The organism is Actinacidiphila cocklensis (assembly GCF_907177275.1).
In the GTDB taxonomy this organism is placed as follows: domain Bacteria; phylum Actinomycetota; class Actinomycetes; order Streptomycetales; family Streptomycetaceae; genus Actinacidiphila; species Actinacidiphila cocklensis.
Genome location: NZ_CAJSLV010000080.1, coordinates 1 through 23,306, shown reverse-complemented (window position 1 = coordinate 23,306; position 23,306 = coordinate 1). Strand labels below are relative to the sequence as shown.

Below are 23,306 nucleotides of genomic sequence, written 5' to 3'. Positions count from 1 at the left end.
CCGGGGTTGCTGCCGGAGAGGACCCAGCACGATCGGAGACCGGAATTACGCAGCAGAAGCCGCAGGACTCCCCTCTCACCTTGCGGGGGCGCCGCAGTCTTCGTGGCTGGCCGCGGCTGGGGCGGAGCCCCCTCGCCCCCTGGAGCGGCCTACCGCGCACCAGGTTGTTCAGCCCGGTGATCGCGGTCCCTGCGTGTGGTGCTCACGCTTGCCCGTCGTCGTTTTCCCGGTCGCCGTCGGCGAGGTGCTCGCCCTGGCGAGCGGGCGCGTCGGCTCCGCAGGGTCGGAAGCGGGCGAGGTATGCCGGGCTTGGGCCGCGGCGCTCGGTCAGGTGGAGGCCGGCGGCGCCGGCGAGCCGGTGCAGCCGGCCGAAGGGGATCCAGTGCCGGTCGAAGAACTCGCCGATCACCAGTCGCCCGCCTGGTGCCAGCACCCGTGCCGCCTCGCGCAGTACCCGATCCGGCTCGGGGATCTCGCCGAGCGCGGTCACGGCGTATACGGCGTCGAATGTCCCGTCGGCGTAGGGCAGTTCACGTGCGTCCGAGCGGGTGGGCCTGATCGTCGCCAGGCCGTCCCGCTCGGCGCGGCACATCACGTGGTCGAGCATCTCCTGCTGGATGTCCAGCACATCGAGCCGTCCCTCCGGCCCGAGCTGCGGGGCGACGTGCAGCGACTGCAGGCCGGTCCCCGGGCCGATCTCCAGCATCCGCTCCCCCGGCCGCGGTTGCAGTACGGCGTCCATCCGGTCGGCTTTCAGGAACGGCAACGGCACGTCGAGGAGGCCGCGTTGGGCGTACGGATAGGGCGCTGTGTCGCCCAGCCACCAGGCGGCGGCCAACGCGGCGCCCGCGCCGGCGGCGACCGCCCAGCGGGTCCGGGCCGGGATCGGGGCGACGGGGGCGGTGGTGATGCGGTGCATGGTGTTCTCCGGTGGATCGATTCGGTCCGTGGTATGCGGTCGGGCGGTCGGCGTCACGCGGGCCGGCTCAGCGTCCGCAGCGCCAGCCGGCCGCACAGCGCGGCGAGCGGCAGTTCGGCGCCGAGCGCCATGGCGACCGCGGTGGCGAAGTCGCCGCCCGGGGCCGCGGTCGTGGTGTCGAACCAGGCGTCCACCACAAGCAGCGTCGCGGTCGCGGCGGCTGCCAGGGCGTGCCGCCGGTCGCCGCGGGCGGCGAGGAGGCCGGTGGCGATCAGGCCGAGCGCCTCCAGCGCGTCGAGCCCGACCCAGGCGACCGGCCAGTGCGCCGCGGTCGCGGTGGCCGGCAGGCCGGTGGCCAGCACGTACAGCCACGGCAGCAGGGCGAGCCCGCAGGCGACCAGCAGCCACCCGGCCCGCCGCATGCCCCGCGCCGGGCGCGGCTCCTCCGCCGCTTCGTGGAGCGGGATGACCTCGGCGCAGTGGAAGCCCTCGGCACCGGCCACTTCCTCATCGCACAACGCCAGTTGACGCATCCTCTTCCCCCGCTCGTCGTCGGCTGTCCCCTTCACGTACTCCAGCCTCCGGCGTGCACCGGGGCGCCGTCAGTCACGCAGGGTTCCGACCCGGGGTGGAGAAAAGTGCACCCCCGAACCGGGCGGCAGCGTCATGGCATGGGGATGGCCTGCGGCTTTACCGTTTGACGCATGCAACTCACGACGTGGCTGCAGCTGGTGCTGGGCCGGCCGTTCCGCAGGGCGGGACACCGGACCGTGCTCGTCGCCGCCGGCCTGCCGCTCCACCTCGCCGTGGTGCCACTGTGGCTCTGGCTGGCCGGCGCGATGGCGGGGGCGCCGGCCCTGGCTGCGCTGCCCGTGCTGCTCATGCTCGTGGTGACACCCCTCGTGACTGCGCTGCCCGTGCTGCTCACGCTCGTGGTGACACCCCTGCTGACCGGCGGGCAGCGGCGGCGCTACCGGGCACTCGTCGGCAAGGACCTCCCGCGCCCCGCCGCACCCGGGCGGGGACGCAACTGGAAGTCGGCGGTACGCCGGCTGACCGGCCGGGCCTTGTGGCGGCAGGTCTGCTACCACGCCGTGGCGGGTCCGCTGCTCGCCGTCCTGGACCTCGCCGTCCTCGCCGTCTGGGCCGCCGCTCTCGTGGCCGCCTCCATCTACGTGTGGATCTGGGCGCTGCCCCCGCAGTGGCGGGTCACTGACCTCGGGTACACCACGCAGGCCGCGTACATCACCGCCGGCGGCCTCGCCCTGCTGTTCCTCGGGCTCCGGCTGACCGGCGCTCTGGTGCGGCTGGACACCCGGGCGGCCGAGGTCCTGCTCGGCCCCAGCCGCACGGAGAAGCTCGCCCGGCGGGTCGCCGACCTCGCCGAGAGCCGGGCCGGCGTGCTCGACGCCGCCGACGCCGAGCGGCGGCGGATCGAGCGCGACCTGCACGACGGCGCACAGCAGCGCCTCGTCTCGCTCGCCGTCAACCTGGGCCTGGCCAGGGCCACCCTCGGCGACCTGCCGGAGGACGCCCGCAAAGTGATCGACGAGGCGCACCGCGAGGCGAAGGAGGCGATCGCCGAGCTGAACAACCTGGTGCGCGGCCTGCATCCGGCCGTCCTTGAGGACCGCGGCCTCGACGCCGCGCTGTCCGGGGTCGCCGCCCGCCTCCCGATCCCGGTGCGCGTGGCGGTGGACCTGCCGCAGCGCCCCTCACCCACGGTCGAGGCCGTCGCGTACTTCGTGGTCTCCGAGGCCCTGACGAACGTGGTCAAACACGCCCAGGCGACCCGGGCGGACGTGACCGTGGAGCGGATCGGGGAGACACTGCTGGTGGTCGTCGCGGACGACGGCGCGGGCGGCGCGGATCTCGCAGCGGCCGGCGGCGGCACCGGGCTCGCCGGGCTCGCCAAGCGCGTGGCGGCCGTCGACGGCGCGTTCTCCTGCCGCAGCCCCGCCGGGGGCCCGACCGTCATCACCGTGGAGCTGCCGTGCGCGCCGTGATCGCCGAGGATTCCCTCTTGCTGCGCATCGGCGTGGTCAAGGTGCTGGAGGCGGCCGGCTTCGAGATGTGCGCCCAAGTCGCCGACGCAGAAGGGCTGCTGGCGGCCGTCGAGGAGCACCGTCCCGACATCGCCGTGGTCGACGTGCGCATGCCGCCCGGCTTCACCGACGAGGGGGTGCGCGCCGCGCTGGTGATCCGCCGCCAGTACCCGCGTACCGCCGTGCTCCTGCTGTCGCAGTACGTGGAGGAGCGGTACGCCGCCGATCTGCTCGCCGCCAACACCTCGGGCGTCGGCTATCTGCTCAAGCAACGCGTCGCCGACGTCGAGGAGTTCGCCGAGGCGGTACGCCGGGTGGCGGCCGGCGGAACCGCGCTCGACCCGCAGGTCGTCGCACAGCTGCTGGTGCGCCGGCACAGCGATCCGCTCGACCGGCTGACGCCGCGCGAGCGGGAGGTGCTGGAGCTGATGGCGGGCGGCCGGTCCAACTCCGGCATCGCCGCCGAGCTGGTCGTGAGCGAGAGCGCTGTCGCCAAGCACATCAACAGCATCTTCACCAAGCTCGACCTGCCCAAGGCCGACGCCGACCACCGCCGCGTCCTGGCGGTGCTGCGCTTCCTGGGCGTTGCGACCGCATAGTAGGCGATCCTGCCCGCATGCCCAGTCGACAACTGCTGATCGCCATTTGGTGGGGAATGCGGCACCTTCGGGCAGGCGCTCTCCACCAGGCCTTGCCGCGCTGGGAGTCGAAGGCGGAGGCCGTCGTGCGCAGGGCCAAGGCATGGGTGGGGCTGGTCATCACTGGTGTCCTCGCCGGTCGTCGCGTCAGCGCCTTCGTCCCGGGTTCGGCGGTGCGGGAGTGGGGGAGTCGGCCGGAGCCGGGGAGGACTGGCCGGGAGCGGCCGAGGCCGCCTGCGGGCTCCGACCCCCGGCTCTGCGCGGCCATCGTCGACCGGCTCACCTTCAACGGCACGATCATCGAGACCGGCACCGACTCCTACCGCCTCGCCTCCACCCGGGCGCGAGCCGAAGAGCCCGCAGCGGGCTGATCCTGAAACCTGGACCGCTGGTCAGGACACCTGTCAGGCTCCGTCTCGTGGAGATCCTCGATGTCCTGGCCGATATGGCGAAGACAGGCCGACTCGGCCCGGTGTCCAGCGGAGCCGACTGGAACGATGTGACGGCAGCTCTCGGCGAGCCGTGGGATATCGGAACGATGAGCCGGAACAGAACGTGGCCAAGGCTCTTCGCCTACGGAGACCTCGAACTGAGTGTCTGCCGCTGCCGCAAGGTGTCTCTCATCTGCGTCCAGACCTGGCGCGACGTCGTCGAACTCCCCCCGTCGCTTGTCGGGGGGACGGGCACCTTCCCCGCAGGGCTCAAGCACGCAGACGTCGTCTCCGCCCTGGACAAGGCCAGCTGCCCCTGGGAGCCCCATCCGCCACCGACCTTCGGCGACCAGCGCTCGCTCGTGGCGATCCCGACAAAAGCGAACTTCACCTTCGAGATCCCCAAGGGCGAGGAGCCCGTGTTGAACGTCATGGGCCTGCCTGGCGACGGACACGACTGCAACGTGAAGCGCCGTCAAAACTGGTGAACGTTCATCGATCCAGTAATCGCTGACTGCTGCTCAAACTCGTCGACCAACGCTGCCGCTGAGCGTGAACGAAGCCAGTTCGCGATACTCATGGAGGAGAACGTCCTCCGGCACCAGCTTGGCGACGCAGGGGTGATGGCTGGGCAACTCGGGCTACTGCTCTCGGTCATGGACCTGCCCGCCGTATCGCTCGGTGTCGTCCCCTTCGCTGCTGCGCGCACGACGTGGCCGATTGAAACCTCCACCGTGTTCGATGACGAGCGGGTCCACTGCGAACCGCTGTCCGTCTCGATGAAGATCACGACTCCGGACGAGGTCGCTCAGTACGTCCGAGCCTTCGCGGCCTTCCATCAGCAGGCGGTGTACGGGGCAGAGGCGCGCGCCCTGATCGTCCGCGCCATCGACGCCCTGCGCTGAGACCGGGCGTCGGCGGGACGCCGCGAGGGGGGGTTCGGTACGGTGCGCCATATGAGAACCGCAGCCTGTGCGACAGGCGCCCTCATCATGTCCACCCTCAGCATCGTCACGTTCATCGCTGCGTTCGACCGGCACGGACTGTGGGACATCACCGGCGGTATCGCGTTCGCCGCGGTCCTCACCGGCTGGGCAGGCCGACTCTGGGGCCGGACTCGGAAGGAATGGGCGGCCCGCCGACCCCGCCCAGTAGGATCGGCACCCAGCCCTTGACCCCGGACACGATGAACCGCCACCGGGTGATGGTCGTGAAGATCGACCGTCGGGCCTGCCGCCACGCCGCGGTTCCGTCCAGCGCGGCGGCCACCGCAGTCCCCAGGCCGCCCAGGCCGCACGAGGTGCTTGCAGCGGACCCCAACCTCGGTTCAATCCGCTTCCTGCGCCAGCTCGATGACCTTCGCGCACTGCTTGGCTGTGGGTTCCAGTCCCACATTGCCTACCGGGTTGGGCCTCGCGCGAGGCCGCTGACCTGCGGGTATGGTGCCCGGTCGCTTCCGAGTGGCCGGGGCACAGCCGTGCCCGGCTCATGCGTGAGCGATGGGTGAGGCTTGGTCGCCCCCTGATGCGGTGGCCCGGCCGCAGGGCGCCGTGGGCCTCACGCCGTTCAGCGTCTCGCCGAGCCGGGCCGGGCGGAGCGCCTAGCGGTCGGGGCGCCCCGGCCGCGGGTTCGCGCGGAGGCGGCCCATCAGGTCATTCCTCATTCAGGAGTTCGGCAGCTGCCTTGGGGTCCATCAGAGTTGACCAGGCCTGTTCGGCGGGGAGGAGAGAGCGGCTGGGGAGGGCGTATTCGGGGTACCAGTCGGTGGGCTCGCATCCTGGGACATGGCGAAGGACCACGGCGGTCAGGTCGTCGGGGACGGAGCCGGTGATGCGTACTGCAACGTAGGTCTCATGGCCGTCCTCGGCGCGCACGAGGACGCCGAGACGGAACGTGGCGAAGTCCACGGCGTGCTCGTGTCCGTCGTGCAGTGAACCGCGGGTCAGATCACGGATCGCCGAAGCGAGCCGGCGTACGAGGCGCGTGTCGGCTTCGAGTTGGTAGCGATCACGATCGTCCTGGTCGGGCAGGAGATGGCCCACGTAGGTCTTGCCGGCCAAGGAGCGGCGATGGTCGGCGTTGTGGCGGGCTCGTGCGGCCCGGGCGCTGGTCTCCAGCGCGGCGTAGAAGTCATCTAAGGACCCGTCCTCGCGCTGACCCGCGGCCACGAGCCAGGGCAGGTCCAGATCCTTGTCGATCCAGGCTGCTCCGCGCCACCTCTGGATTTTGATCTTGAAGAGGACCTCGTCGTCGATGGCGCGGATCCGCTCGTGGCTGGTCTCGTCGTCGCCGAAGAGTTCCCGCGCCTTCGCGAGGAGGGGATGGTCCAACTCGTCGAGTGGCTTCCGCGCGGAGGGCAGCGGAAGCTTCAGGTCCTCACGGAGCGTGCGAAGGGTGGGGCGAGCGGGCTGCACGGTCAGTCGTCCTCGCCTACGCCGCCGAGTTCCCTTATCCGTTCAGGTGATAGCCCGGTCAAGAGCGAAACGCTCGACTCGACGGATCCGTCGAGCTTGCGCATCTTCTCCCTCATGCTGGCGCGGACCTCCTCACGGCGGAGCTCCAGATATGTCCGGACTGCTGCGGCGACCAGGTCCTTCTTGGTCATCCCGAGGAAGTGGGCACCGTCGGCGATCAGCTCGTCCACCGCCGCATCCACTTTCAAGGGTGCTGTTGTGCGAGTTGCTCGACTTCGCGTTCCTTCTGCGATCTCCATGTGTCTGCCTCCTGGTACCTAATGGTACTCCTATTCTCAGATGTGCGTAGCGTCTGGATCCGCCCTCTCCCCAGCGGGTAGTGGGTTGCGTGAGCGGATGTGTCGGCACTCGTTGTTCCCCGGCGGACGTAGTAGCAAGCGGCACCACCGGACCTGCGGCTTTCGGACGACGGTTTCACCGTCCACCACATCCCGGCACGCGCTGACCAGGACTTTTAATCCATCGGCTGTGGGTTCGAGTCCCACACGGCCTACCGGGTCCGGCCTCCTTGGAAGCCGCTGACCTGCGGGTATGGTGCCCGGTCGCTTCCGAGTGGCCAGGGCGCAGCCGTGCCCGGGGGTGGTCTGTGCGCGATGCTGAGCGGCTGCGCGCTGACGGAGCCGTCCTGCGACCGCCGGCAGAGGTATCGACGCTTGCCAGTCGTTGGTTGCTGCTGCCGGTCCGTTGTCATAGGGACGCCCTATGGTGCGCGTGGCAGCGGAGGTACGGCGATCTGGGGGTCATCCATGGGAAGCAGCTACGAGGGCGTACTCGTGGCGGCCGGAGTCGATCAGGTGCGCGCGGCTTTGATCCGGGCCGAGGTGACGGCGATCGTTGCTCCTGTCGGTCTGGAACGCACCGCGCTACTGCCGCGTGAGGGCGCGTACAACGTCGCGGATGTGGACGACCTGGGGTGTTACCTCAGCGGCACCTGCGGGTTCAGTGTGCTCGCCCACAGCCTGTACGACTCGGACCTGCTGAGCTTGTACGTCTACCGGGGTGGGGAGTGCGTTCACGAATACCAGTCGGAAATGGCGTACTTGGGAACGCCCTTTGAGGACGACGACGGTGAGATGAAGGTCGAGTTGGGCGGCGTACTTTATGACCCCGACGACGAGTCTCTGCCGAGCGGTCCCTGTGGCGCTGACCCGGAGGCGTTCGCATCCTTTGGCACCGGAGACGTGGACCTCGACAGGCTCGGCGCGCTGCTCAGGGGCGAGGGCCTGGACAAGGACGAGCAGATGTTCGCCGAGAGCCGGCATTGGGCTGTCGCCCAGGCGTTGAACCTGCAACCCGCCCCGCTGACGGAGGCCTACCGCCATGCCAAGGTCTCTGATTACCCGGGGGCTGTGCTGGTCGGCCCTTCGCGCGACTAACCGTCGGCCGGCGCCGCCCTGCGTAGGAGGCCTTGCCGGCTCGGGCCGGAGGTGCGCCGAAGGTCTCGCTGAGGTGCGGTGAGGTGAGGTGAGGTGTTTCGGGCACCGTACGGCCCGCCGGAACGGTGTCCGCGCGCTTACGACGTCCACGCTGGGCGCACCGCGTGTGGTGCTGTAGGCGTCAAGGAGAACTGGCCGTCCAGATTTTGTCCATCAGACGCATCAGGACATCGTATGTTTGACCCCGGCGGTACTTGATGACAGGCGAACTGCTGCCGTGTCGGTCTGCTGAATAGGGCGTCAGGTAGAGGACCCGCTCTGTTGCTACAACGCGACCCAGGTGAGGGATGTTGTAGCCGCGCACTTCGAGGTGGCCGGGCACCAAGAGGGGGGACAGATAGTCGTAGGTGGCCGCGACTTGCCGGCGGAGCAGGTCCGTGCCGAAGGCGGAGTCGAAGTCGTGCAGCTCGGCCTCGCGATCGGCGATCCAGTCGACTTCGCCCGCGGGTACGGTGAGTTGCGGGAGCATGATGCGGCAGTGGCAGCGGCGGGAGTGGCTCCGGGCGATCATCTCGGCGAATGTCTCACGCTGGAGTTCGGCTCCACGGCTGGTGAAGATGAACACCGTCCGCGCACGGTTGAGCTCGCGCTTGATGTCCGGCCCTGCCTCCCCGCCATTGGCGAACACCTCTTCGGTGTCGAGGTGAAGCATGTGGGCCGCGATGCCACGGGCGAAGCGGCGTGCCGTCTTTGAGAATATCCATGCGAGCAGCACGAAGAGGGCGCTGGATAACAGCGATATCCCCGTCTCCGTCAGAACTTCCATTCTCAGTCCCCCCAGGTCGCTGCGACCTTCGACTGCAGCGTCTTCCGTAGCCGGTCGGCGGATCAGAGTGAATCGATGGTCGGATCCGCTCGTTCATCATCGCGTAGGGCGCCGGTGCCGCTCATGGAAGCCGCGATGTTCCGTACGGACAGCGGAACGGACCCGCGCGGCGGGGTGCCGTGCGGGTCCGCGCATGAGCGACGGGGTCGGTTCAGTGCATCCAGAGCAGGCACAAGCCGTTGGTGCCGTACTCGCAGATGTAGACCGGACCGTGCACCGGGGCGTTGGCCTGTGCTTGGGGGACGCAGCTCGCGTAGGTGGGGAAGTGGCTCATGAACATGAAGCCGCTGCCAGCCGCCCTGTGCCCTGCCTGCCTCGCCCAACGGCCGGTCGGACGGACGGTCGGTGCCCGGGCCGGGACCCGGTGAGACGGCTCGTCCCTCACGCCAACCTGACGGCGGGCTACGTAGGTTGAGGGCCGGTGGTTGCACGGTTGCCGCTACCGGGAGGAGGTGCCCCATTGAACGACGGCAACGGCCGGCGCTTCCGGGAGGCGCTGCTGCTCGGCGTGAGCATCACCGTATGCAGTGGACTCATCGGGCTGGTGCTCGGTGTTGGTGCCGCAATGTGGCTTTTCGCGGGCATCCTCGGCGTGGTCGCAACCCTGGTGATCTTCTGCTGGACTTCTTGGCCGTAGAGGCAGTGACCTGCCGGGGCCGGCTTGCGACGGGATGCCGCCGGCGTAGGGCCGGGTCGTCCGAGGGCGGCCGAAGCGGCGGGGTGGAGACTGTCTGCTCAGCAGGGTCCTGGTGGGCGAGAGCCTGCGGGTCGGCGGAGTGTTGGAGAACGTCCCGTTGCAGGTCACCAAGGTGCAGCGGGTCGAGGTCGGCAACACCGGGGAAGTGCAGCCCACTCGATGGACCCTGCTGCACGACGGGTCGTGCGGCGATTGCCGGGGAGCGGGGGAGTCCGGCGGCGTTCCCTGCGGGACGTGCAACGGGGGAGGGTTCTCCCTGATCGACGACCCGGAAATGCCGTGATCCGCCCGCTCACCCCTCCCGGGTGCGTGGCGCCGGCGCAGGTCAGCCGGACGCGGCGGACAGGATGACGTCCACGAGCCTGTCGGCCGCGTCCGGTCGCCCGTGCGCTCTGGCCCGGTCCGCCATCGCGGCCCTCCGCGCGGGGTCGGTCAGGAGCGGGCCGGCCGCGTCGCGCAGGGTGTCGGCGGTGACCTCGCCGAGCAGGGCGACGGCGGCCCCGGACTCCTCCAGGTGCCGCGCGTTGTGCGCCTGCTCGTTTCCGGCCGACGAGGCCAGCGGGATGAAGACCGCGGGCTTGCCCAGGGCGGTCAGCTCGGCGAGCGTGCCGGCGCCGCTCCGGGAGATCACCATGTCGGCCAGCGCCAGGACGTCGGGCAACTCCGGTCCGACGAAGCCCGTCAGGTAGTACCGGGCCGCCAACTCGGGCCGCAGGAAGGCCGCATGGCGGCGCAGGCCGTCGATGTTGGCCGGCCCGCACTGGTGGATCACGTTCGCGCGTTCAAGAAGCCACGGCAGCACGTCCCGGACGACGTCGTTGATCTGCTGCGACCCCTGGGCGCCGCCGGTGACGTACAAGGTGGGAAGGCGCGGGTCGAAGCCGTGCAACCCGAGGGCCTCGACTGCCTTGCCCGGGTGACCGGCCAGCACCTCGGGGCGGATCGGGTTGCCCGTCACCACCGCGATGTCCCGTACGGACTGCGGCAGGAGCGGGAGCGAGGACTCCGACGAGACCGCGATCCTCGTTGCCGAGCCCGCGAGCTTGCGGTTGGCCAGCCCCAGGCGCACGGTCTGCTCGTGCAGGACGAGCGGGCGGTGGCACATACGCGCGGCCAGGCCCGCCGGGACGGCGACGTACCCGCCGGTGGCCAGAACGACGTCCGGCCGGAAGCCGGCGACGACCTTCCGTGCCTGTGCCACACCGAGCGGCACCCGCGCCATGTCCCGTACGTTCGCCGGCGACACCATCTTGAGCGGATTGCTGGACCGGCGGATCTTGCCCGTGGCGACGGTGGTGAACGCGATGCCCTCCGCCGGAGCGACCCGTGCCTCCAGGCCGTCGTCGGTGCCGATCCACAGGACGTCGAGCGTTCCGCCGCCGGCGGCGAGCCGGGACTGCAGCGTCCGGACCGCGGTGAGGGCCGGGTAGGTGTGGCCGCCGGTCCCTCCTCCGGTGACGATCAGGCGGAAGGTGCGGGGGAGAAGGGGGGAGTTGTTCATCTGGCGCACCCTACTTGCTCCTTGGCGCCCGGACGGCCGGTGGCGGTGCGCCGCTGTTACAGCAGGCCCAGATCCTCGAGTTCCTTGTGGAGGTCGGCCCGGGGGTGCTGCGGTCGCCTGACGACCTCGCCCGGCCCTTGCCGCACGGCTCCGTCCGTCTGCCGGTCACGCAGCAGCCAGGCCCCCACGACGCCGCCCACCAGTCCGCCGAGGTGGGCGAGCCAGCTCACACCCGGCGTCCCGGGGACGGCGACCGTGACCAGGTAGGCGAAGGAGGCCGCCATGACGAGGCCGATCAGCGTGTCGATGAGGTGGCGGTCGAAGAGCCCGCGGACGACCACGTAACCGAAGTAGCCGAAGATCAGCCCGCTCGCACCGACCGTGTCCATGCGTGCGCCTTCGAAGAACCACACGGCGAGCCCGCTCGTCACCGCCACCAGCATTGTCAGCGCCAGGAAACGCGCCACACCCCGGTATGCCGCGAGGAAGCCGAAAATGAACAGCGGCCCCGAGTTGCTCTCGATATGCGCCCAACTCCAGTGCGGGAGGGGGGCGGCGAAGACGTCGGGGAGCCGGCCGGCGTCCCCGGACAGCAACCCGTAGTCGCGGGAGAGGGCGTAATCGTCCGCCCAGTTGAGGCACTGGATGCCCCACACGATCGCGAGGAAGCCGACCATCACGAAGAGGGCCTTGCGCGCCTCGGCGATCATCTCCTCAGGACCGACCTGGCCCTGCCTGGTCTTCTCCACCCCACTGCCTCCGCATCAACGTCCCCACCTGCAGTTCGTCGGCATCCTAGGGGCAGTTCAGGCGCGAGGCGATCCCGGAAAGCGGTCCAGGGGGAGCAGCGAGGCCACCGGCGGTGTCGGCCGAATCATCGGCTCGACTGTCTGGGCTGGCTGCAGCAAGGGGATCGCTCGGGCGGACCTCTCAGCCGACACGCACTTCGGTGTTCTGGCACGCGTGCAGCAGCCAGGAGCCGTCTGCCTGCCTGGTCATGACGTAGAGCGGGGCTCCCTCCGTGTCGCCTTCCGCCGAGCGGTAGACCTGCCGGACCTTGACGGCCGCCACGTCGGGCCTCAGGAACTGCGTGTGCACTGCCTCGTAAGTGACCTCGCCGTCCCAGCTCGCGTTCGGCAGGACGGCGCGGGTGAACTCGGCGATCGCGTCATAGCCGATGAGGACCTTGCCGTGAGCAGTCGTCCAGAGGGCGTCGGGATGGAAGAGTGCGAGGAACCCCTCGACGTCCTTGGCGCGCTGCGTGCGCTCGACGGTGGCCACGACCTGTTCGATGGCCTTGATGTCCGCGGCTTCGGTGTTCATGGAGAGAACCTTGGCGCCTCGACCCGGCCCGGTGTCAAGCCCACCCCAGTCGGCCGTGGCGGCTCCCGATGTGAGCTGCGCGGAGCCGGGGGCGAGGTGGACAATCGGGCTGACTGCCGTGGGGGAGTGGGGGGATGGCCATGAAGCCTCGTGGGGCCGGAGCACGGGTGGACCGGGGGCGGCCGGTGCCGCAGGGGGCCGCTCGGGTCGGGGTGCCGCTGACGCAGACCGGGCCGGGGGTCGGCCCGGACGGGTTCTGCCGGAGTTGCGACCAGGAGGTGAAGCCCGTCGTGCGGAGGTTCTGGTGGCACGCCGCCTTGCTCGTCGCGACGGCACAGCTGTTCGCCGTGATCGTGTCGGTCGTCGCCTGCTTCAAGACGGTGGACGCCTGGAAGGGCCTGCGGCGACGGTTCGTCTCCTGGCCGGCTGCGATCCACCCGGTCGGCCTCGGGGTGGCCGCCGCGGTGGTGGCGGCCTTGGCGACCGCATGGTTCGCCGACTTCCTGAACGAGCGGGCCGAGCGGGCCGCTTCCTGCCCGAGGTGCCACAAGGTGCTGGCGGAACAGAGCCGTTAGGCGTACCGACTCGTCGTGCCGAGTGCCACGGGCGGAGGTGCCCCTCCGGGCGGACTCATGGGCGCAGATGCGCCAGGGCCTCTTCGTCCACGAGGAAGGGGCTCTCGTGGGGCAGGAGTTGCCATGCGGCGTCCAACTCGGCGTTGCGGACGTGCGCGTGGATGCTGCGGGCGAGGGGTGTGACGTCGGTGATGGAGACGGTCCACTCGTCGGCGTAGCGGCGTGCGGCGTCGCCGGCGAGGCCGAGTTGGAGTGAGCGGTGGGGGAGCGGCCTGAGGTGCAGGTCGCGTTCGGGGTCCCACTGCACCCGCGCCGGAGCCCGCTTCAGCTGCCGCTTCCAGGCGGCCCGGTCGGCGTGCAGCCCGTGCTCGTAGTGGGACAGGCAGGCGTGCGCCAGCGCCCACTCGAAGCCCGCACGGGAGATCTCGACGGCGAGGATGGTCTCCTGTCCCTCCTTGGCGCCCCACCCGCAGCGGTACATCATCCACAGGAACGACGGCTTGATCCACGTCAAGCCTCGTTCGTAGTCCTTTTTTGGCATCAGGCATTGCCGACGACGCGGCAGTGCTTACTCGCAGCGCCATCGTGCTCTCAACCATCAGTGGATACAGTCAAATCATCCGATGCCCGACGATCTTGACCTGAGCTTATCCATGGATACGTCGAAGCAGACCAGGTCCATCGACGAGGCAAGCTCAGCCGCGTAGGCGGAGGCTTCCTCGGCCATGCTCCAGCGCAAGCCGAAGTAGAACAGCGGGCCGCTGGCCTCGTCGATAAGAGGCCCGCTGCACCACGGAGATATGTCGAGCTCGTCTTCCGTCATGTCCGGCCACCGTTGAAGAAGTGCCGCGACGTACGCTGCTATGCGGACAGCCGGCGGGTGATCCACTCCGGTGTCCATGTCTATGTACCGACAGTAGAGGTCGGTGAAGCACCGCCCGGCCGAGGCGTCATCGGCTGGATGGTCACCCTCCCAGACGGCGAGATCGTAGGTCATGGTCGGAGCCTTCCACACCACACAGACAGCCGACTTGTCGGCGCTGCCGGGGCACGAGGCGGGTGGCCACAGCCCGGTGACGCACTCTTCTGCGCGGCGCTCTTGCTGGCCGCCGCGTCGAGGTCGGCGGGCGACTGCCACGGGAGCCGAGCTACCCGCGATCACACGCCGGGCACGTCCTGTGTGAGCCTGCTCGTCAGATCTGTGGGTAGCGTCAGTCTCGTCAGTACCGCGTGCCGCCGTCTGCCACGGCTGCGCGCGGCAGCGGTTCGGCACGTGATGGTCTCAGGGAGTGGTTGCGGTATGCCGTCGTCCGGTGCTGCGCGCGGAGAGTCGGAAGAGTTCACGTCGACCCGCGCGCAGCAAGTGGTGATCGAGGCGTGTCGCGCTGCCGGTCTGGGGTCGGACGGGGCTCGGCTGATCCGGCTCGGGGAGAACGCCCTCTTCCGGTTGGAGCGGCATCCGATCATCGTGCGTATCGCTCGGTCTGCCGATTACCTGGCTTCGGCCCGGCTTGAGGTGCGCGTCTCACGCTGGCTTGAGGCCGAGGGCTTCCCCGCTTCACGGGTGGTAGAGGACGTCGAGCAGGCGCGCGTCGTGGCCGGTCATCCGGTGACGTTCTGGCATCTGATCGAGGAGAACGACCGCAAGCCGACGTATGGGGAACTCGGCCGGGTCCTAAGGGACTTGCACGCGCTCCGGCCGCCGGCGGACCTGGAGCTGCCGCACTACGACGTGTTCGGACGCTCGGGGCTGCGCATCGAGAAGACGGCCGGGATACCGAGCGACGACCGCGAGTTCCTGCGCAAACGCAGCCGCGAACTCCACGAGCGGTTGGCGGAGCTACGGTTCGAGTCGCCTCGCGGGCCGGTCCACGGGGACGCGCACGTGCAGAACCTCATGGTTGATCGCGACGGCCAAGTCGTCCTGATCGACTTCGAGAACTTCAGCTTCGACTACCCCGAGTGGGACCTGATGGTCACCGCCACCGAACACGACAGCCTCTCGTGGCAGACGTCTGAGCAGTACGGCGACTTCATCGGCGCGTATGGCCGAGACCTGCGCGACTGGAGCGGCTTCCCGACGCTTCGGGCGATCCAGGAGTTCAAGATGACCACCTGGCTCATGCAGAACATCGGGGAGAGCGCGGAGATCGCGGACGAGTACGCCCGCCGTATCGCCTCGCTCCGTGATGACTCCGCGCCCCGGGACTGGCAACCCGGCTGAGCAGAGTCCGTTACTCGTCGTCCAGGCCGGCGAGTGCGATGCGTACGTGCTCGTTGAACTGCTGGACCGCCGGGTTGGTCATGTGGGGGGACACCTCGCGCTGGAAGTCCGTGACGTAGCGCTGGAAGCGAGCCGACTGGAGCGCGTCTCCCTCCGTGACAGCCAGGCCCGCGGTCGTGACGGCGGCCTCCAACTGGCCGTCGAGAAGTTGGCTCTGCGCGAGCACCATCCGGCAGAAGCCGAGCGTTCGCGCGTACTTGGGATCGGTGAGCGCGACTGCCTGTTCGGCGTACGCCACCGATTGCGTGGAGTCGCCGAGATCGCGGAAGCAGTGGCAGAACTCGCCGACGAGTTCGGCCTCGTCCATGTAGGCCAGCCATTCGGGGTCTTGCCCTGCCCCCGCGCCCCCTAAGTGGCGCTCGGCCTCTCCCATGGCCCGGTGCGCTCCTTTGCTGTCCCCGGCTGTGGACAGCGCGCGGGCTTCGTGAGCGGCGAACAGGGCCATGGCTCGTGCGGTGGCGCGGCCGTTGCTTCCACCCTCCACCGCGGCACGAGCCAACCGAGCGGCCTTGGGCGCCTGCCCCAGGTAGTTGGCCTGGTGACTCATGTTGGCGAGGATGCGTGACCCCATCATCCGGTCGCCGGTGACCTGCGTCAGCCGCAGCGTGGACAGCAGGTAGCGATCGGCGAGGTTGTGGTTGCCGCTGTCGTACGCGGTCCACGCGAGTAGCTGTGCGATCTCGGTGGCAGCGCCGAACAGAGCGGTTCCCACTCGTTCGCTGTAGCTGGCGCTGAGCAGCGGCAGCACCTCGTGGCGGAAGTAGTGCCGCAATGCCTTGTGTCCGTGTCCTCCGCCGTAGAGGAAGTCGAGGCGCATGAACATCTCGGCTGCCGTGCGGACGGCTGCGACATCACGCATCCCGATGCGCCTGGAACCTGTCGCCTCGGTCGGCAGCCCGTCCGGGCGCGAGACCAGCCATGACAGGACGGCGGAGTTCACCTCGCCCTCGGCCAATAACTCTGCGCCGGGAGGCTCGTCTTCTGGGCGCAGTTGCGTGAGACCGTCAAGTATCCCGAGCGCTTCCCCCAGCGATGCCGCGTAGCTCGTACCGACCGGGAGCGGGCTCACGGTCGCCACGTAGAAGCCGACATCGCGGGGGGTGATTCGGCGGCCCAGCTTGCTACCGAGTGCCTCAGCGACGTATGCGGCGGTTTCCGCCTGGATGCCGCTGCCGTCGAGCCAGCGCTGCACGGCCACGTGCGTGGTGCCGACGTGTGCTCCGTGGCGCAGCGCGACGTCTCTCACCCGGCGGGCCAGGCCCTTGTTGGTGGCGCCGGCCTCGGCCATCACCGCGGCTAAGCGGTGATTCGGTTCCTTCCTCATGATCTCTCCTGCCACCAGAGACGATGACGGCAAGTGCCCATCCTGTCACGCATATGCGCGACTGCAATGGGGTTCACGAACGAACCCCCCTCGCGACGCGTGAACCCCCGTGGTCACGCGGACCCCGCTGTGAACGCTGCCGTTCGGATCCGTGTCGCCGTTGACTTGCTGCACACGGCGGCGCACCCGGCCGCCGACGGACGGAGGACAACGCGATGGATTCGCGAGAGACCCACCGCTGGCCCCTGCGGACGGCGCATCCCGATCCCCTGGAGCCCAGCGCTCTCGCTGGATCGGAACGCTTCCGCTCGGTGACCCTCGACGCTGACGCGCCTGACACGGGGTCGGTCGTTCGCCGCACTGCCTTCGAGGTTCTGCACGAGTGGGGACTTCGCCGACTCGTCGAGGACGTCACCTTGTGCCTGTCCGAACTGGTCGGCAACGCGGTGCAGCACGCTGTCCCCGACGGCTGGCACTCGGCGGCCAGCCGTGGGCGTCGTGTCGCGGTGACCTTCCGGGCCTGGCCTACGTGCCTGTTCCTGGAGGTGTCGGACGAGGACTCCACCCCTCCGATGCTCCCCGCTGGGGACCTACTCGTGGCTGATGACTCGGAGGCGTCCGCTGGTGCTTTGCTCGCGGACAGCGGACGGGGGCTGCTGATCATCCAATCCCTGTCCGACGCGGCCTGGTGGGCTCCCCGCGACGAGGGTGGCAAGAGCGTCTTCTGCCGCTTCGATCACGAGGGCGGCCCGCTCCCTACCGCCGACCAGACTCCGCGGCCGTCCATGGCAGCCGGACCGGTACCACTCCCTGGGTCCGGGTGACGGACGCGGTGAGGCCCCTCCGAACTCCGCTCCGGCCGCGTGCCACCCACCCCGGTCTGGGCCTCACCGGGCAGCGGCCGGGGCGGACCCACTCGACGACTCAGCAGCGCTCGCCTGGGACGCCTATATGAAGCCGGCTGGATGGCCATCCGGCCGAGTCCCCCCACCGGCAGGAGGTCAAGATCATGAGGAGTACGTTCACAGACCGGCGACCCCGCCGGGCCGAGCACGAAGCCGTCAGTGTGAGGCGGGCCAAGCCCACGGCACCGGCACGCCCTGGTCGTTCCTGGACACTCACGGCTGCTGACGGGGACACGGTCAGGGGATACCTGCCAGGTTGGGCGGAGGAAGACCCGAGTCGGACCGGCATCCCGCAGGAGGCCTTGCGTAATGCCGTCTGCGACGTCATTCACCGAGCTTCCTTCGACCGCCAGTCCCTCCGCTTGGCCCAGGGCGGCTACGGACCCGGTGAGGTCGCCTGGATCCTCGGGGGCAACATCGAGTGCATTCCGCAGCCCGACGACGGCCAGTCGCCTGTTCCCGTCGTCAACATCCACCTCATCGAGGACTTCTGGATCAGTGGGCTGGGACCGGCCGAACTGGGCCAACTCGCCACCCTGTTGCGCAAGCAGGCCGACCGGCTGGAGCACGACATTCGGCCCCGCCTGGTCGCTTACCGAGCCGACTGGGCGGCCCGCCACCCGTAGTCGAAGCAGCGACGAACAAAGTGACCGATGGGCGCCCGTTGGGACGCCTCCGGAACTGAAGAGAGAGACCGGACCACCCCGGTGCCTGGACAAGTCGGAGGGTGGCGGGATGCCGTAGCGGCGGGTACTGAGCTGGCTGCGGCTCTCTCGGCCCTGTGGCCGGACGTGGAGGGGGTGACGGCGGTTGCCCAGTCAGCCTCGGACGGCTCAGGGGCTGTCCGGTTGCAGTTGCCGGCGGCGGCCGCACGCGCGTTAGCCGAAGCGGTGCGCGCCGTGGCGGCCCATCGCGACGGCGGGCGGGCGGCTTCTTGACGCGGAGCGCGCCTCCTGGGTCACGTCCGGTGGGCACTGGCCTCCGGACCGACCATGCTGGGAGGCAGCCACGTTCACTCGTCGTACGAACCCGGAGTCGTGCTACCGCGGATGGCGAAATATCAACGGGCGAGTTACGACCGTCTTCGTGCCCTGGTTCTCGCGGGATGACGCGGCGATCTGCCGTCATTCCTGCTCAGAGCGACTGCTGGCCACTCGCGAGCGGTCGTCATTGGTCGTCGTCAGGCACCCGCGAGCACCCGCGCACGGCCCACAGACGGCCCAGAGTCGATCAATGCAGGATCCGACTTCGTTGCCTGGACCTCAGCCGAGGACAGCCCGCGCCACGACGGCGAGTCAACCGACCGGGCGTGCGTATGCCTCGCCGCACCCCACCGGCCTCAGCCACGCCGCCGAAGTCGTCACCCTCCGGCCTGCCTGGGAACGGTAACAAGCCGCCAACCCCATTAGCTCCAGGCCGAGTGGACAACCGTTCGACGGAGTTCACCTGCATGCATGGGTGACTGGGCCGCGGGGAAGTCAGATGGGCGGTCCCCTCGGAACGCTCATGAGCGTTGGTGAATGAAAGGGAACCTAACCTGCGACGCCAGGATGTCTGAAGCCCGGAAATATGATCACGGCGGACAGGCTCCACGTGCCGCCGATCACGTTCAGGGATCACTTGAGTGGCGGCGTTCGATGCTTGGCGAACCCAAGAGGCGTGATCGGTCGATCATCAGGGTGAGTGTCAACCTTCCAGATCTCCGCCTTCCTGGGACTGACGGCGCTACCCTGGCATCCTTAAGGTCGTCAGGACTCGCATGAGCACGGCCAGTTGGGAAGGTTGGACTAAGTTGACATACCTCTACGAGCAACTGGACCCTGAGCGGTTTCAACAACTTTGTCAGGCACTTATCTCACTTGAGTACCCTGGCACGCAGTGTTTCCCTGTCGGGCAAAGGGATGGAGGTCGAGATGCCGTCCAGATGTTTGCGAATCCACAGGGAGGCTATCGAATATTTCAGGTCAAGTTTGTCAGGAATCCTCTCAGTATCGACGACGTCCATAAGTGGCTTATTGAAACAATGAAGGGTGAAATTCCTAAGATTCTGGATATTCTGAAACGCAAGAAGGGGGCGATCGAATATATTCTAGTGTCCAACGTTCCCGGGACGGCTTTTCCTGGTTCGGGATCGATTGACACGCTCAATGAGCTCCTGAATGCGGATTCCCCTGTACCTATTCGCGCGTGGTGGAGGGATGATCTAGACCGGAGATGTGACGGGCATGCTGACGTCAGATGGGCGTACCCTGACATGCTCCGCGGCACCGATCTACTGCAAGCTTTGGCAGAATCCATCGGGGGCGATCTGTTGGGTAACCGCCTGGATGTCTTGCGGAGCTTCGCTGTGGAACAGTTCGACCTGGACAACGAAGTACGCTTCAAGCAAGTCGAGTTGAGTAACGAGATTCTCAATCTATTCGTCGATGTTCCGGCGGTTATTCACCTCGCGCACGAAGAGGGGCGCCGAAAGGAAGAAAAACGGGCGCTACAAATTCGCGAGATCGTTCAACAGATAGCTCAGCGCGACGGATCGATCAACGATCGAAATGAACCTGTTGGTGCGGCAAGACTTCTTCTCCACGACGACATAGCGAAACTTTCTGACCTGGTTGTACTAGAGGGGGGACCCGGCCAAGGAAAATCGACCCTGGCACAGTACGTGTGCCAGGTGCATAGGATGCGTGTTCTAGCAAAGCACGATTTCAGGACTCTTCCGAAAGCGCATCAAGCTAAATCTGTTCGCTTCCCAATTAAAGTTGACTTGAGGGAGTACGCGACTTGGCTTTCGGGCAAGAACCCATTTAGTCAAGAAGCTGATTCGGAGCGGCCAGCCAATTCGTCCAAGTCTCTTGAGTCATTCATCAGCGCTTTAATCAGTGAGAGGTCGGGCGGCCGTACCTTCACTGTCGATGATCTGTCTGCTGTCGCGCGTTCCAGCTCCCTTCTTATTGTTCTTGACGGTCTGGACGAAGTTGCAGAAGTCCGCCTCCGCAATGACATGGTGAAAGAGATTGGTTCTGCGGCGAGGCGAATGAAAGAATCTGCCGCCGCTCTTCAAATGCTTGTTACAACAAGGCCTTCAGCATTAGCCGAGGTCTCTGATTTTCCATCCAAGCTATTTCAGCGATGGACTTTGACTCGACTCGGTCGGCCTCTAATCGAAGAATACTCTGAGCGGTGGGCGAAGTCTCGTCGTCTGAAGCCGAAAGAGACAGCTAATCTCCGCAAGACGCTGGCTGAGAAGCTAGACCAGCCGCACATGCGTGACCTTGCGCGTAACCCTATGCAGCTCGCCATCTTGCTCACAGTAATTCACACACGAGGTGGAAGTCTTCCCGACAAGCGGACAGCGCTATACGACATCTATGTTGAGCTGTTCCTGGCTCGCGAAGCCGAGAAAAGCGAAATTGTAAAGAAGCATCAAGAGGTGCTGATTGACCTGCATCGCTACCTAGCTTGGGTCCTGCACAGCGAGGCGGAAACAGGTAGAGCTCTTGGAAAAATCGAAGCCAGTCGCCTTCGGGAACTGATCAAAGAATACCTCATCTCAGAAGGAAGAGACCCCGCCTGGACGAAGGAGCTGTTTACAGGCCTTGCACAACGGGTCGTTTTCCTCGTAGGTGCAGTTGAAGGTCTGTTCGAGTTTGAAGTCCAGCCGTTGCGAGAATACTTCGCCGGCAGGTTTCTCTACGAAACTGCTCCATACAGTCCTGTGGGAAACCCAAGGCGTGGGACAAAGGATGAGCGGTTCGATGCTGTAGCGCGGAACACCCACTGGCTCAACGTGACTCGCTTTTACGCAGGCTGCTTCAGTAAGGGCGAATTGCCGTCACTTGTCGATAGGCTTGAGGTTCTTTGTGTCGATAGCGATCTAGGCCTTACATCTCACCCTCGTTCGCTTTCTGCAACTCTTGTGGCTGACTGGGTCTTCAGTCAAAATCCACGTAGCCTCAAGAAAGTGATTGAACTAATCCTAGATAAGGACGGATATCGCTCCCTCCTCGGCGATGATCATTACAGTACCAGCGGTGGTGAGCCCATCACTCTTCCTGATGGCTGCGGGCGCATCGAACTCCTTGAGCGCTGTCTGGGCGTTCTACAGGGAGGGCCGCCACGTGACATCCAGGTCTCAATTACCGCACTCGCGCAGAAGAATGGAACCCGTGAGGAGCTCTATCGCCTGTGGCTGGAGGGATTTCCTCTCCTCTCCTCTATCAACGAGAAAATTTCCTGGATTTGGTCTGGCTACTTCCTCGGGATCCTAAACTCTCGGGGCGACGATGTCTTGCTCAGCCTCTTTACGGAGTTCGATGTTCCTCTTCACGACGAGGTAATCCAGGCGGTCATCGCTGCGGGCAGAGCTAGCTACTTTACTCTGCGGCCCGATCTTCTTGCGTATTTCCGAGACGCCCTATTCAATGGTTTCATCTCAGGGTTCCGAATTCCGCGCAAGAGTCAAATTACGGTCGATCTTCTTTGTGTGGCACTCAATCCTATGGCTCTATTGAATAACTATCACCATGACATTCGACGCACATATGGTGAAAACCTAACTCGCCGAGTTGGCTTCGTCATTCCGCAGAGCGAACTGACTCCTGTGCAGGATTCTAGAATTGATGCGGTGGTTCGATCATTTCAGGGGCTTTTGCATAGCCCCCAACAAGAAGACTTGCAATCGACGGACGGCGCATTCAATCAGTATATCAAGCAAGTTGAGGTCATCCTGGGGCGGAAGTGGCCCGTGTGGGGTATGGCCTGCTCGCTTTCGCTCGTGTCCAAACGTGGCAAGAGAGATGAAATTCCAGTCAGTGAGCTGTTTGATGACTCAGTAAGCGTGGTTGACCGAGTCAGATATGCGCGGCTGCAGGCAGGAAATGCCGCATGGTGGAAAAGGCAACTCGAAGCAGCGACCTCAGAAGAACGACAGATTTGGGCTTTGGTGGCTCTGGCCTTCTGTGGTCCTGCCACCCTCGCAAAGGTCTGCAGCGAACTAGACGACGTGGTCGAGAGCCTAAGTAGCCGGGAAAGCATCCGACTATTGGGCAGCATTGAACAAATCCGAGGATGGCTCCGCGTATTTCGCGATGTGCGCCTTGACCTGCTGCCCGACGTGATGAGCCCTCGACTTGCCGCCATTCTTACGATTTGGTCTAGCGATGGCATGCGACGGGAACTTGTGGATAAATATCTGTCCGGTTACATTGGAGACGAAGCTTTTGTTCATGAAGCTATCTTCAATAGTGCGATCGAAAGACTTCGATCCGGACATCTGGAGTGGGGTGTGGAAATCGAGAGAATTAAGCGCGGGTATCGCGTAGTAGGCGATTACGCGCTGCATATTGGACACCTGCGATCGTCTGATGGAATTCCATTGGAGGTAGCACGCAAGATCGCAAGTAATGCAGTAGCGTATCCAATCCTTTTGGTTCGGATGGCGGAAGTTAGCATGCGGAGGGCGCTAGCCGAAAAGACAGTTCCTCTATCAAAAGTTGCAGAGCGTGGCGGCTGGTTCGAGGAGGAATGAGGTCGGTGGAGCGGGTTTGGGCGGGAGCTGCCATGGGGCGAGAGATCGGGGCACGTAAGCTTGCGCGACTCGGGCAGGCTGTGGACCTGCCCGCAATAGCCCGAAGTGGGCCCCGATCTTCGAGGCTCGGCCCATGGTGGCTGCCTAAAGCCCAAGGCCGTGAAGTTAGGGGCTGATCGGTGTTGTCGTCAGGATGGCGATGTTGAGGGTGGCCTTGTAGGTGCGCCGGTCGATCTTGAGGCTTTTGTATGCGTATCGGGATAGTGGGCGTTTGACGGCGCGGGGGCTGATGCGGAGGCGGCGGGCGGGCATGAGGTGGTTCAGGACTGCTCGTCCGATGGTGCCGACAAGGTCGATGGTGGTGCCGGCGATGATGCCGTTGGCCTGGATGACCTGGTCGC

24 protein-coding genes and 2 pseudogenes are annotated in these 23,306 nt (G+C 66.6%); 13 read left to right on the top strand and 13 right to left on the bottom strand.

The window, feature by feature from the left end; genetic code table 11:
* Positions 1-202: 202 nt before the first annotated feature.
* Entirely contained in the window at positions 203-919 is a 717-nt protein-coding gene (locus tag NFU81_RS28945) for a class I SAM-dependent methyltransferase (protein ID WP_251496105.1), read from the bottom strand.
* 53 nt (positions 920-972) lie between these two features.
* Positions 973-1,488: a hypothetical protein gene (locus NFU81_RS28940; RefSeq protein ID WP_251496103.1), complete on the bottom strand. Its 516-nt coding sequence runs from the start codon at positions 1,486-1,488 to the stop codon at positions 973-975.
* 135 nt (positions 1,489-1,623) lie between these two features.
* Between NFU81_RS28940 and NFU81_RS28935 the strand changes: the two genes are divergently transcribed.
* The 5 genes and pseudogenes from NFU81_RS28935 to NFU81_RS28915 all read left to right on the top strand — a co-directional run bounded on the left by NFU81_RS28935 (position 1,624) and on the right by NFU81_RS28915 (position 4,938).
* Positions 1,624-2,925, top strand: coding sequence for a sensor histidine kinase (locus tag NFU81_RS28935; RefSeq protein WP_251496100.1), 1,302 nt, complete (start codon positions 1,624-1,626; stop codon positions 2,923-2,925).
* Positions 2,913-3,563: a response regulator transcription factor gene (locus tag NFU81_RS28930; RefSeq protein WP_089100675.1), complete on the top strand. Its 651-nt coding sequence runs from the start codon at positions 2,913-2,915 to the stop codon at positions 3,561-3,563. Before NFU81_RS28935 ends, NFU81_RS28930 begins: the two co-directional genes overlap by 13 nt.
* 281 nt (positions 3,564-3,844) lie before the next feature.
* Positions 3,845-3,973: pseudogene (locus tag NFU81_RS28925) on the top strand (IS21-like element helper ATPase IstB); the annotation flags it as partial.
* A 47-nt stretch (positions 3,974-4,020) separates the two neighbouring features.
* The gene (locus NFU81_RS28920) at positions 4,021-4,521 is read left to right on the top strand and encodes a hypothetical protein (protein WP_251496097.1); all 501 of its coding nucleotides are present in this window, start codon (positions 4,021-4,023) and stop codon (positions 4,519-4,521) included.
* A 6-nt stretch (positions 4,522-4,527) separates the two neighbouring features.
* The gene (locus NFU81_RS28915; RefSeq protein ID WP_308208332.1) at positions 4,528-4,938 is read left to right on the top strand and encodes a Scr1 family TA system antitoxin-like transcriptional regulator; all 411 of its coding nucleotides are present in this window, start codon (positions 4,528-4,530) and stop codon (positions 4,936-4,938) included.
* Positions 4,939-5,685: 747 nt separating this feature from the next.
* On the opposite strand, the gene NFU81_RS28910 is transcribed toward NFU81_RS28915, so the two are convergent.
* On the bottom strand, positions 5,686-6,447 hold the full coding sequence (locus NFU81_RS28910) for a hypothetical protein (RefSeq protein WP_251496092.1): 762 nt from the start codon (positions 6,445-6,447) through the stop codon (positions 5,686-5,688).
* Between the two features lie 2 nt (positions 6,448-6,449).
* The gene (locus NFU81_RS28905) at positions 6,450-6,677 is read right to left on the bottom strand and encodes a hypothetical protein (protein WP_234343529.1); all 228 of its coding nucleotides are present in this window, start codon (positions 6,675-6,677) and stop codon (positions 6,450-6,452) included.
* Between the two features lie 576 nt (positions 6,678-7,253).
* Between NFU81_RS28905 and NFU81_RS28900 the strand changes: the two genes are divergently transcribed.
* A complete protein-coding gene (locus NFU81_RS28900) occupies positions 7,254-7,883 on the top strand; it encodes a hypothetical protein (protein ID WP_251496089.1) in 630 nt (209 codons plus the stop codon).
* A gap of 181 nt (positions 7,884-8,064) precedes the next feature.
* Here NFU81_RS28900 and NFU81_RS28895 read toward each other — a convergent pair whose 3' ends face one another.
* Both NFU81_RS28895 and NFU81_RS40870 read right to left on the bottom strand, forming a co-directional pair.
* Positions 8,065-8,709 (bottom strand): hypothetical protein, encoded by a 645-nt coding sequence (locus NFU81_RS28895; protein WP_251496088.1) that lies wholly within the window; start codon positions 8,707-8,709, stop codon positions 8,065-8,067.
* 211 nt (positions 8,710-8,920) lie between these two features.
* Positions 8,921-9,043, bottom strand: coding sequence for a hypothetical protein (locus NFU81_RS40870; protein WP_274038173.1), 123 nt, complete (start codon positions 9,041-9,043; stop codon positions 8,921-8,923).
* Between the two features lie 186 nt (positions 9,044-9,229).
* Between NFU81_RS40870 and NFU81_RS28890 the strand changes: the two genes are divergently transcribed.
* Positions 9,230-9,406 (top strand): hypothetical protein, encoded by a 177-nt coding sequence (locus NFU81_RS28890; RefSeq protein ID WP_251496085.1) that lies wholly within the window; start codon positions 9,230-9,232, stop codon positions 9,404-9,406.
* 112 nt (positions 9,407-9,518) lie between these two features.
* Entirely contained in the window at positions 9,519-9,749 is a 231-nt protein-coding gene (locus NFU81_RS28885; protein ID WP_251496082.1) for a hypothetical protein, read from the top strand.
* Between the two features lie 42 nt (positions 9,750-9,791).
* Here NFU81_RS28885 and NFU81_RS28880 read toward each other — a convergent pair whose 3' ends face one another.
* From NFU81_RS28880 to NFU81_RS28870, 3 genes are all read right to left on the bottom strand, one after another.
* Positions 9,792-10,967: a UDP-N-acetylglucosamine--N-acetylmuramyl-(pentapeptide) pyrophosphoryl-undecaprenol N-acetylglucosamine transferase gene (locus tag NFU81_RS28880; RefSeq protein ID WP_251496080.1), complete on the bottom strand. Its 1,176-nt coding sequence runs from the start codon at positions 10,965-10,967 to the stop codon at positions 9,792-9,794.
* A 56-nt stretch (positions 10,968-11,023) separates the two neighbouring features.
* Positions 11,024-11,716, bottom strand: a complete 693-nt coding sequence (locus NFU81_RS28875) for a rhomboid family intramembrane serine protease (protein ID WP_251496077.1) — start codon at positions 11,714-11,716, stop codon at positions 11,024-11,026.
* A gap of 181 nt (positions 11,717-11,897) precedes the next feature.
* Positions 11,898-12,290, bottom strand: a complete 393-nt coding sequence (locus tag NFU81_RS28870; protein ID WP_251496074.1) for an SgcJ/EcaC family oxidoreductase — start codon at positions 12,288-12,290, stop codon at positions 11,898-11,900.
* 290 nt (positions 12,291-12,580) lie between these two features.
* Between NFU81_RS28870 and NFU81_RS28865 the strand changes: the two genes are divergently transcribed.
* Positions 12,581-12,865, top strand: a complete 285-nt coding sequence (locus NFU81_RS28865; RefSeq protein ID WP_251496071.1) for a hypothetical protein — start codon at positions 12,581-12,583, stop codon at positions 12,863-12,865.
* A 55-nt stretch (positions 12,866-12,920) separates the two neighbouring features.
* Here the strand turns inward: NFU81_RS28865 and NFU81_RS28860 are convergent, their stop codons facing one another.
* Together NFU81_RS28860 and NFU81_RS28855 are read right to left on the bottom strand one after the other, a co-directional pair.
* Positions 12,921-13,406 (bottom strand): DUF4291 domain-containing protein, encoded by a 486-nt coding sequence (locus tag NFU81_RS28860; RefSeq protein WP_251496068.1) that lies wholly within the window; start codon positions 13,404-13,406, stop codon positions 12,921-12,923.
* 75 nt (positions 13,407-13,481) lie between these two features.
* A complete protein-coding gene (locus tag NFU81_RS28855) occupies positions 13,482-13,862 on the bottom strand; it encodes a hypothetical protein (RefSeq protein WP_251496065.1) in 381 nt (126 codons plus the stop codon).
* A gap of 303 nt (positions 13,863-14,165) precedes the next feature.
* Between NFU81_RS28855 and NFU81_RS28850 the strand changes: the two genes are divergently transcribed.
* Positions 14,166-15,089, top strand: a complete 924-nt coding sequence (locus NFU81_RS28850; RefSeq protein ID WP_251496062.1) for a phosphotransferase enzyme family protein — start codon at positions 14,166-14,168, stop codon at positions 15,087-15,089.
* Between the two features lie 10 nt (positions 15,090-15,099).
* Here the strand turns inward: NFU81_RS28850 and NFU81_RS28845 are convergent, their stop codons facing one another.
* Positions 15,100-16,473, bottom strand: coding sequence for an NsdA family TPR-like regulatory protein (locus tag NFU81_RS28845; protein ID WP_251496059.1), 1,374 nt, complete (start codon positions 16,471-16,473; stop codon positions 15,100-15,102).
* Between the two features lie 215 nt (positions 16,474-16,688).
* On the opposite strand from NFU81_RS28845, the gene NFU81_RS41390 reads away from it, so the two are divergent.
* From NFU81_RS41390 to NFU81_RS28835, 3 genes are all read left to right on the top strand, one after another.
* A complete protein-coding gene (locus NFU81_RS41390) occupies positions 16,689-17,297 on the top strand; it encodes an ATP-binding protein (RefSeq protein ID WP_422665313.1) in 609 nt (202 codons plus the stop codon).
* A 185-nt stretch (positions 17,298-17,482) separates the two neighbouring features.
* Positions 17,483-18,004 (top strand): DUF6907 domain-containing protein, encoded by a 522-nt coding sequence (locus NFU81_RS41385; RefSeq protein WP_422665312.1) that lies wholly within the window; start codon positions 17,483-17,485, stop codon positions 18,002-18,004.
* Between the two features lie 1,133 nt (positions 18,005-19,137).
* The gene (locus tag NFU81_RS28835; RefSeq protein ID WP_251496053.1) at positions 19,138-22,905 is read left to right on the top strand and encodes an NACHT domain-containing protein; all 3,768 of its coding nucleotides are present in this window, start codon (positions 19,138-19,140) and stop codon (positions 22,903-22,905) included.
* 165 nt (positions 22,906-23,070) lie between these two features.
* Here the strand turns inward: NFU81_RS28835 and NFU81_RS28830 are convergent.
* Positions 23,071-23,306: pseudogene (locus tag NFU81_RS28830) on the bottom strand (IS4 family transposase); the annotation flags it as partial.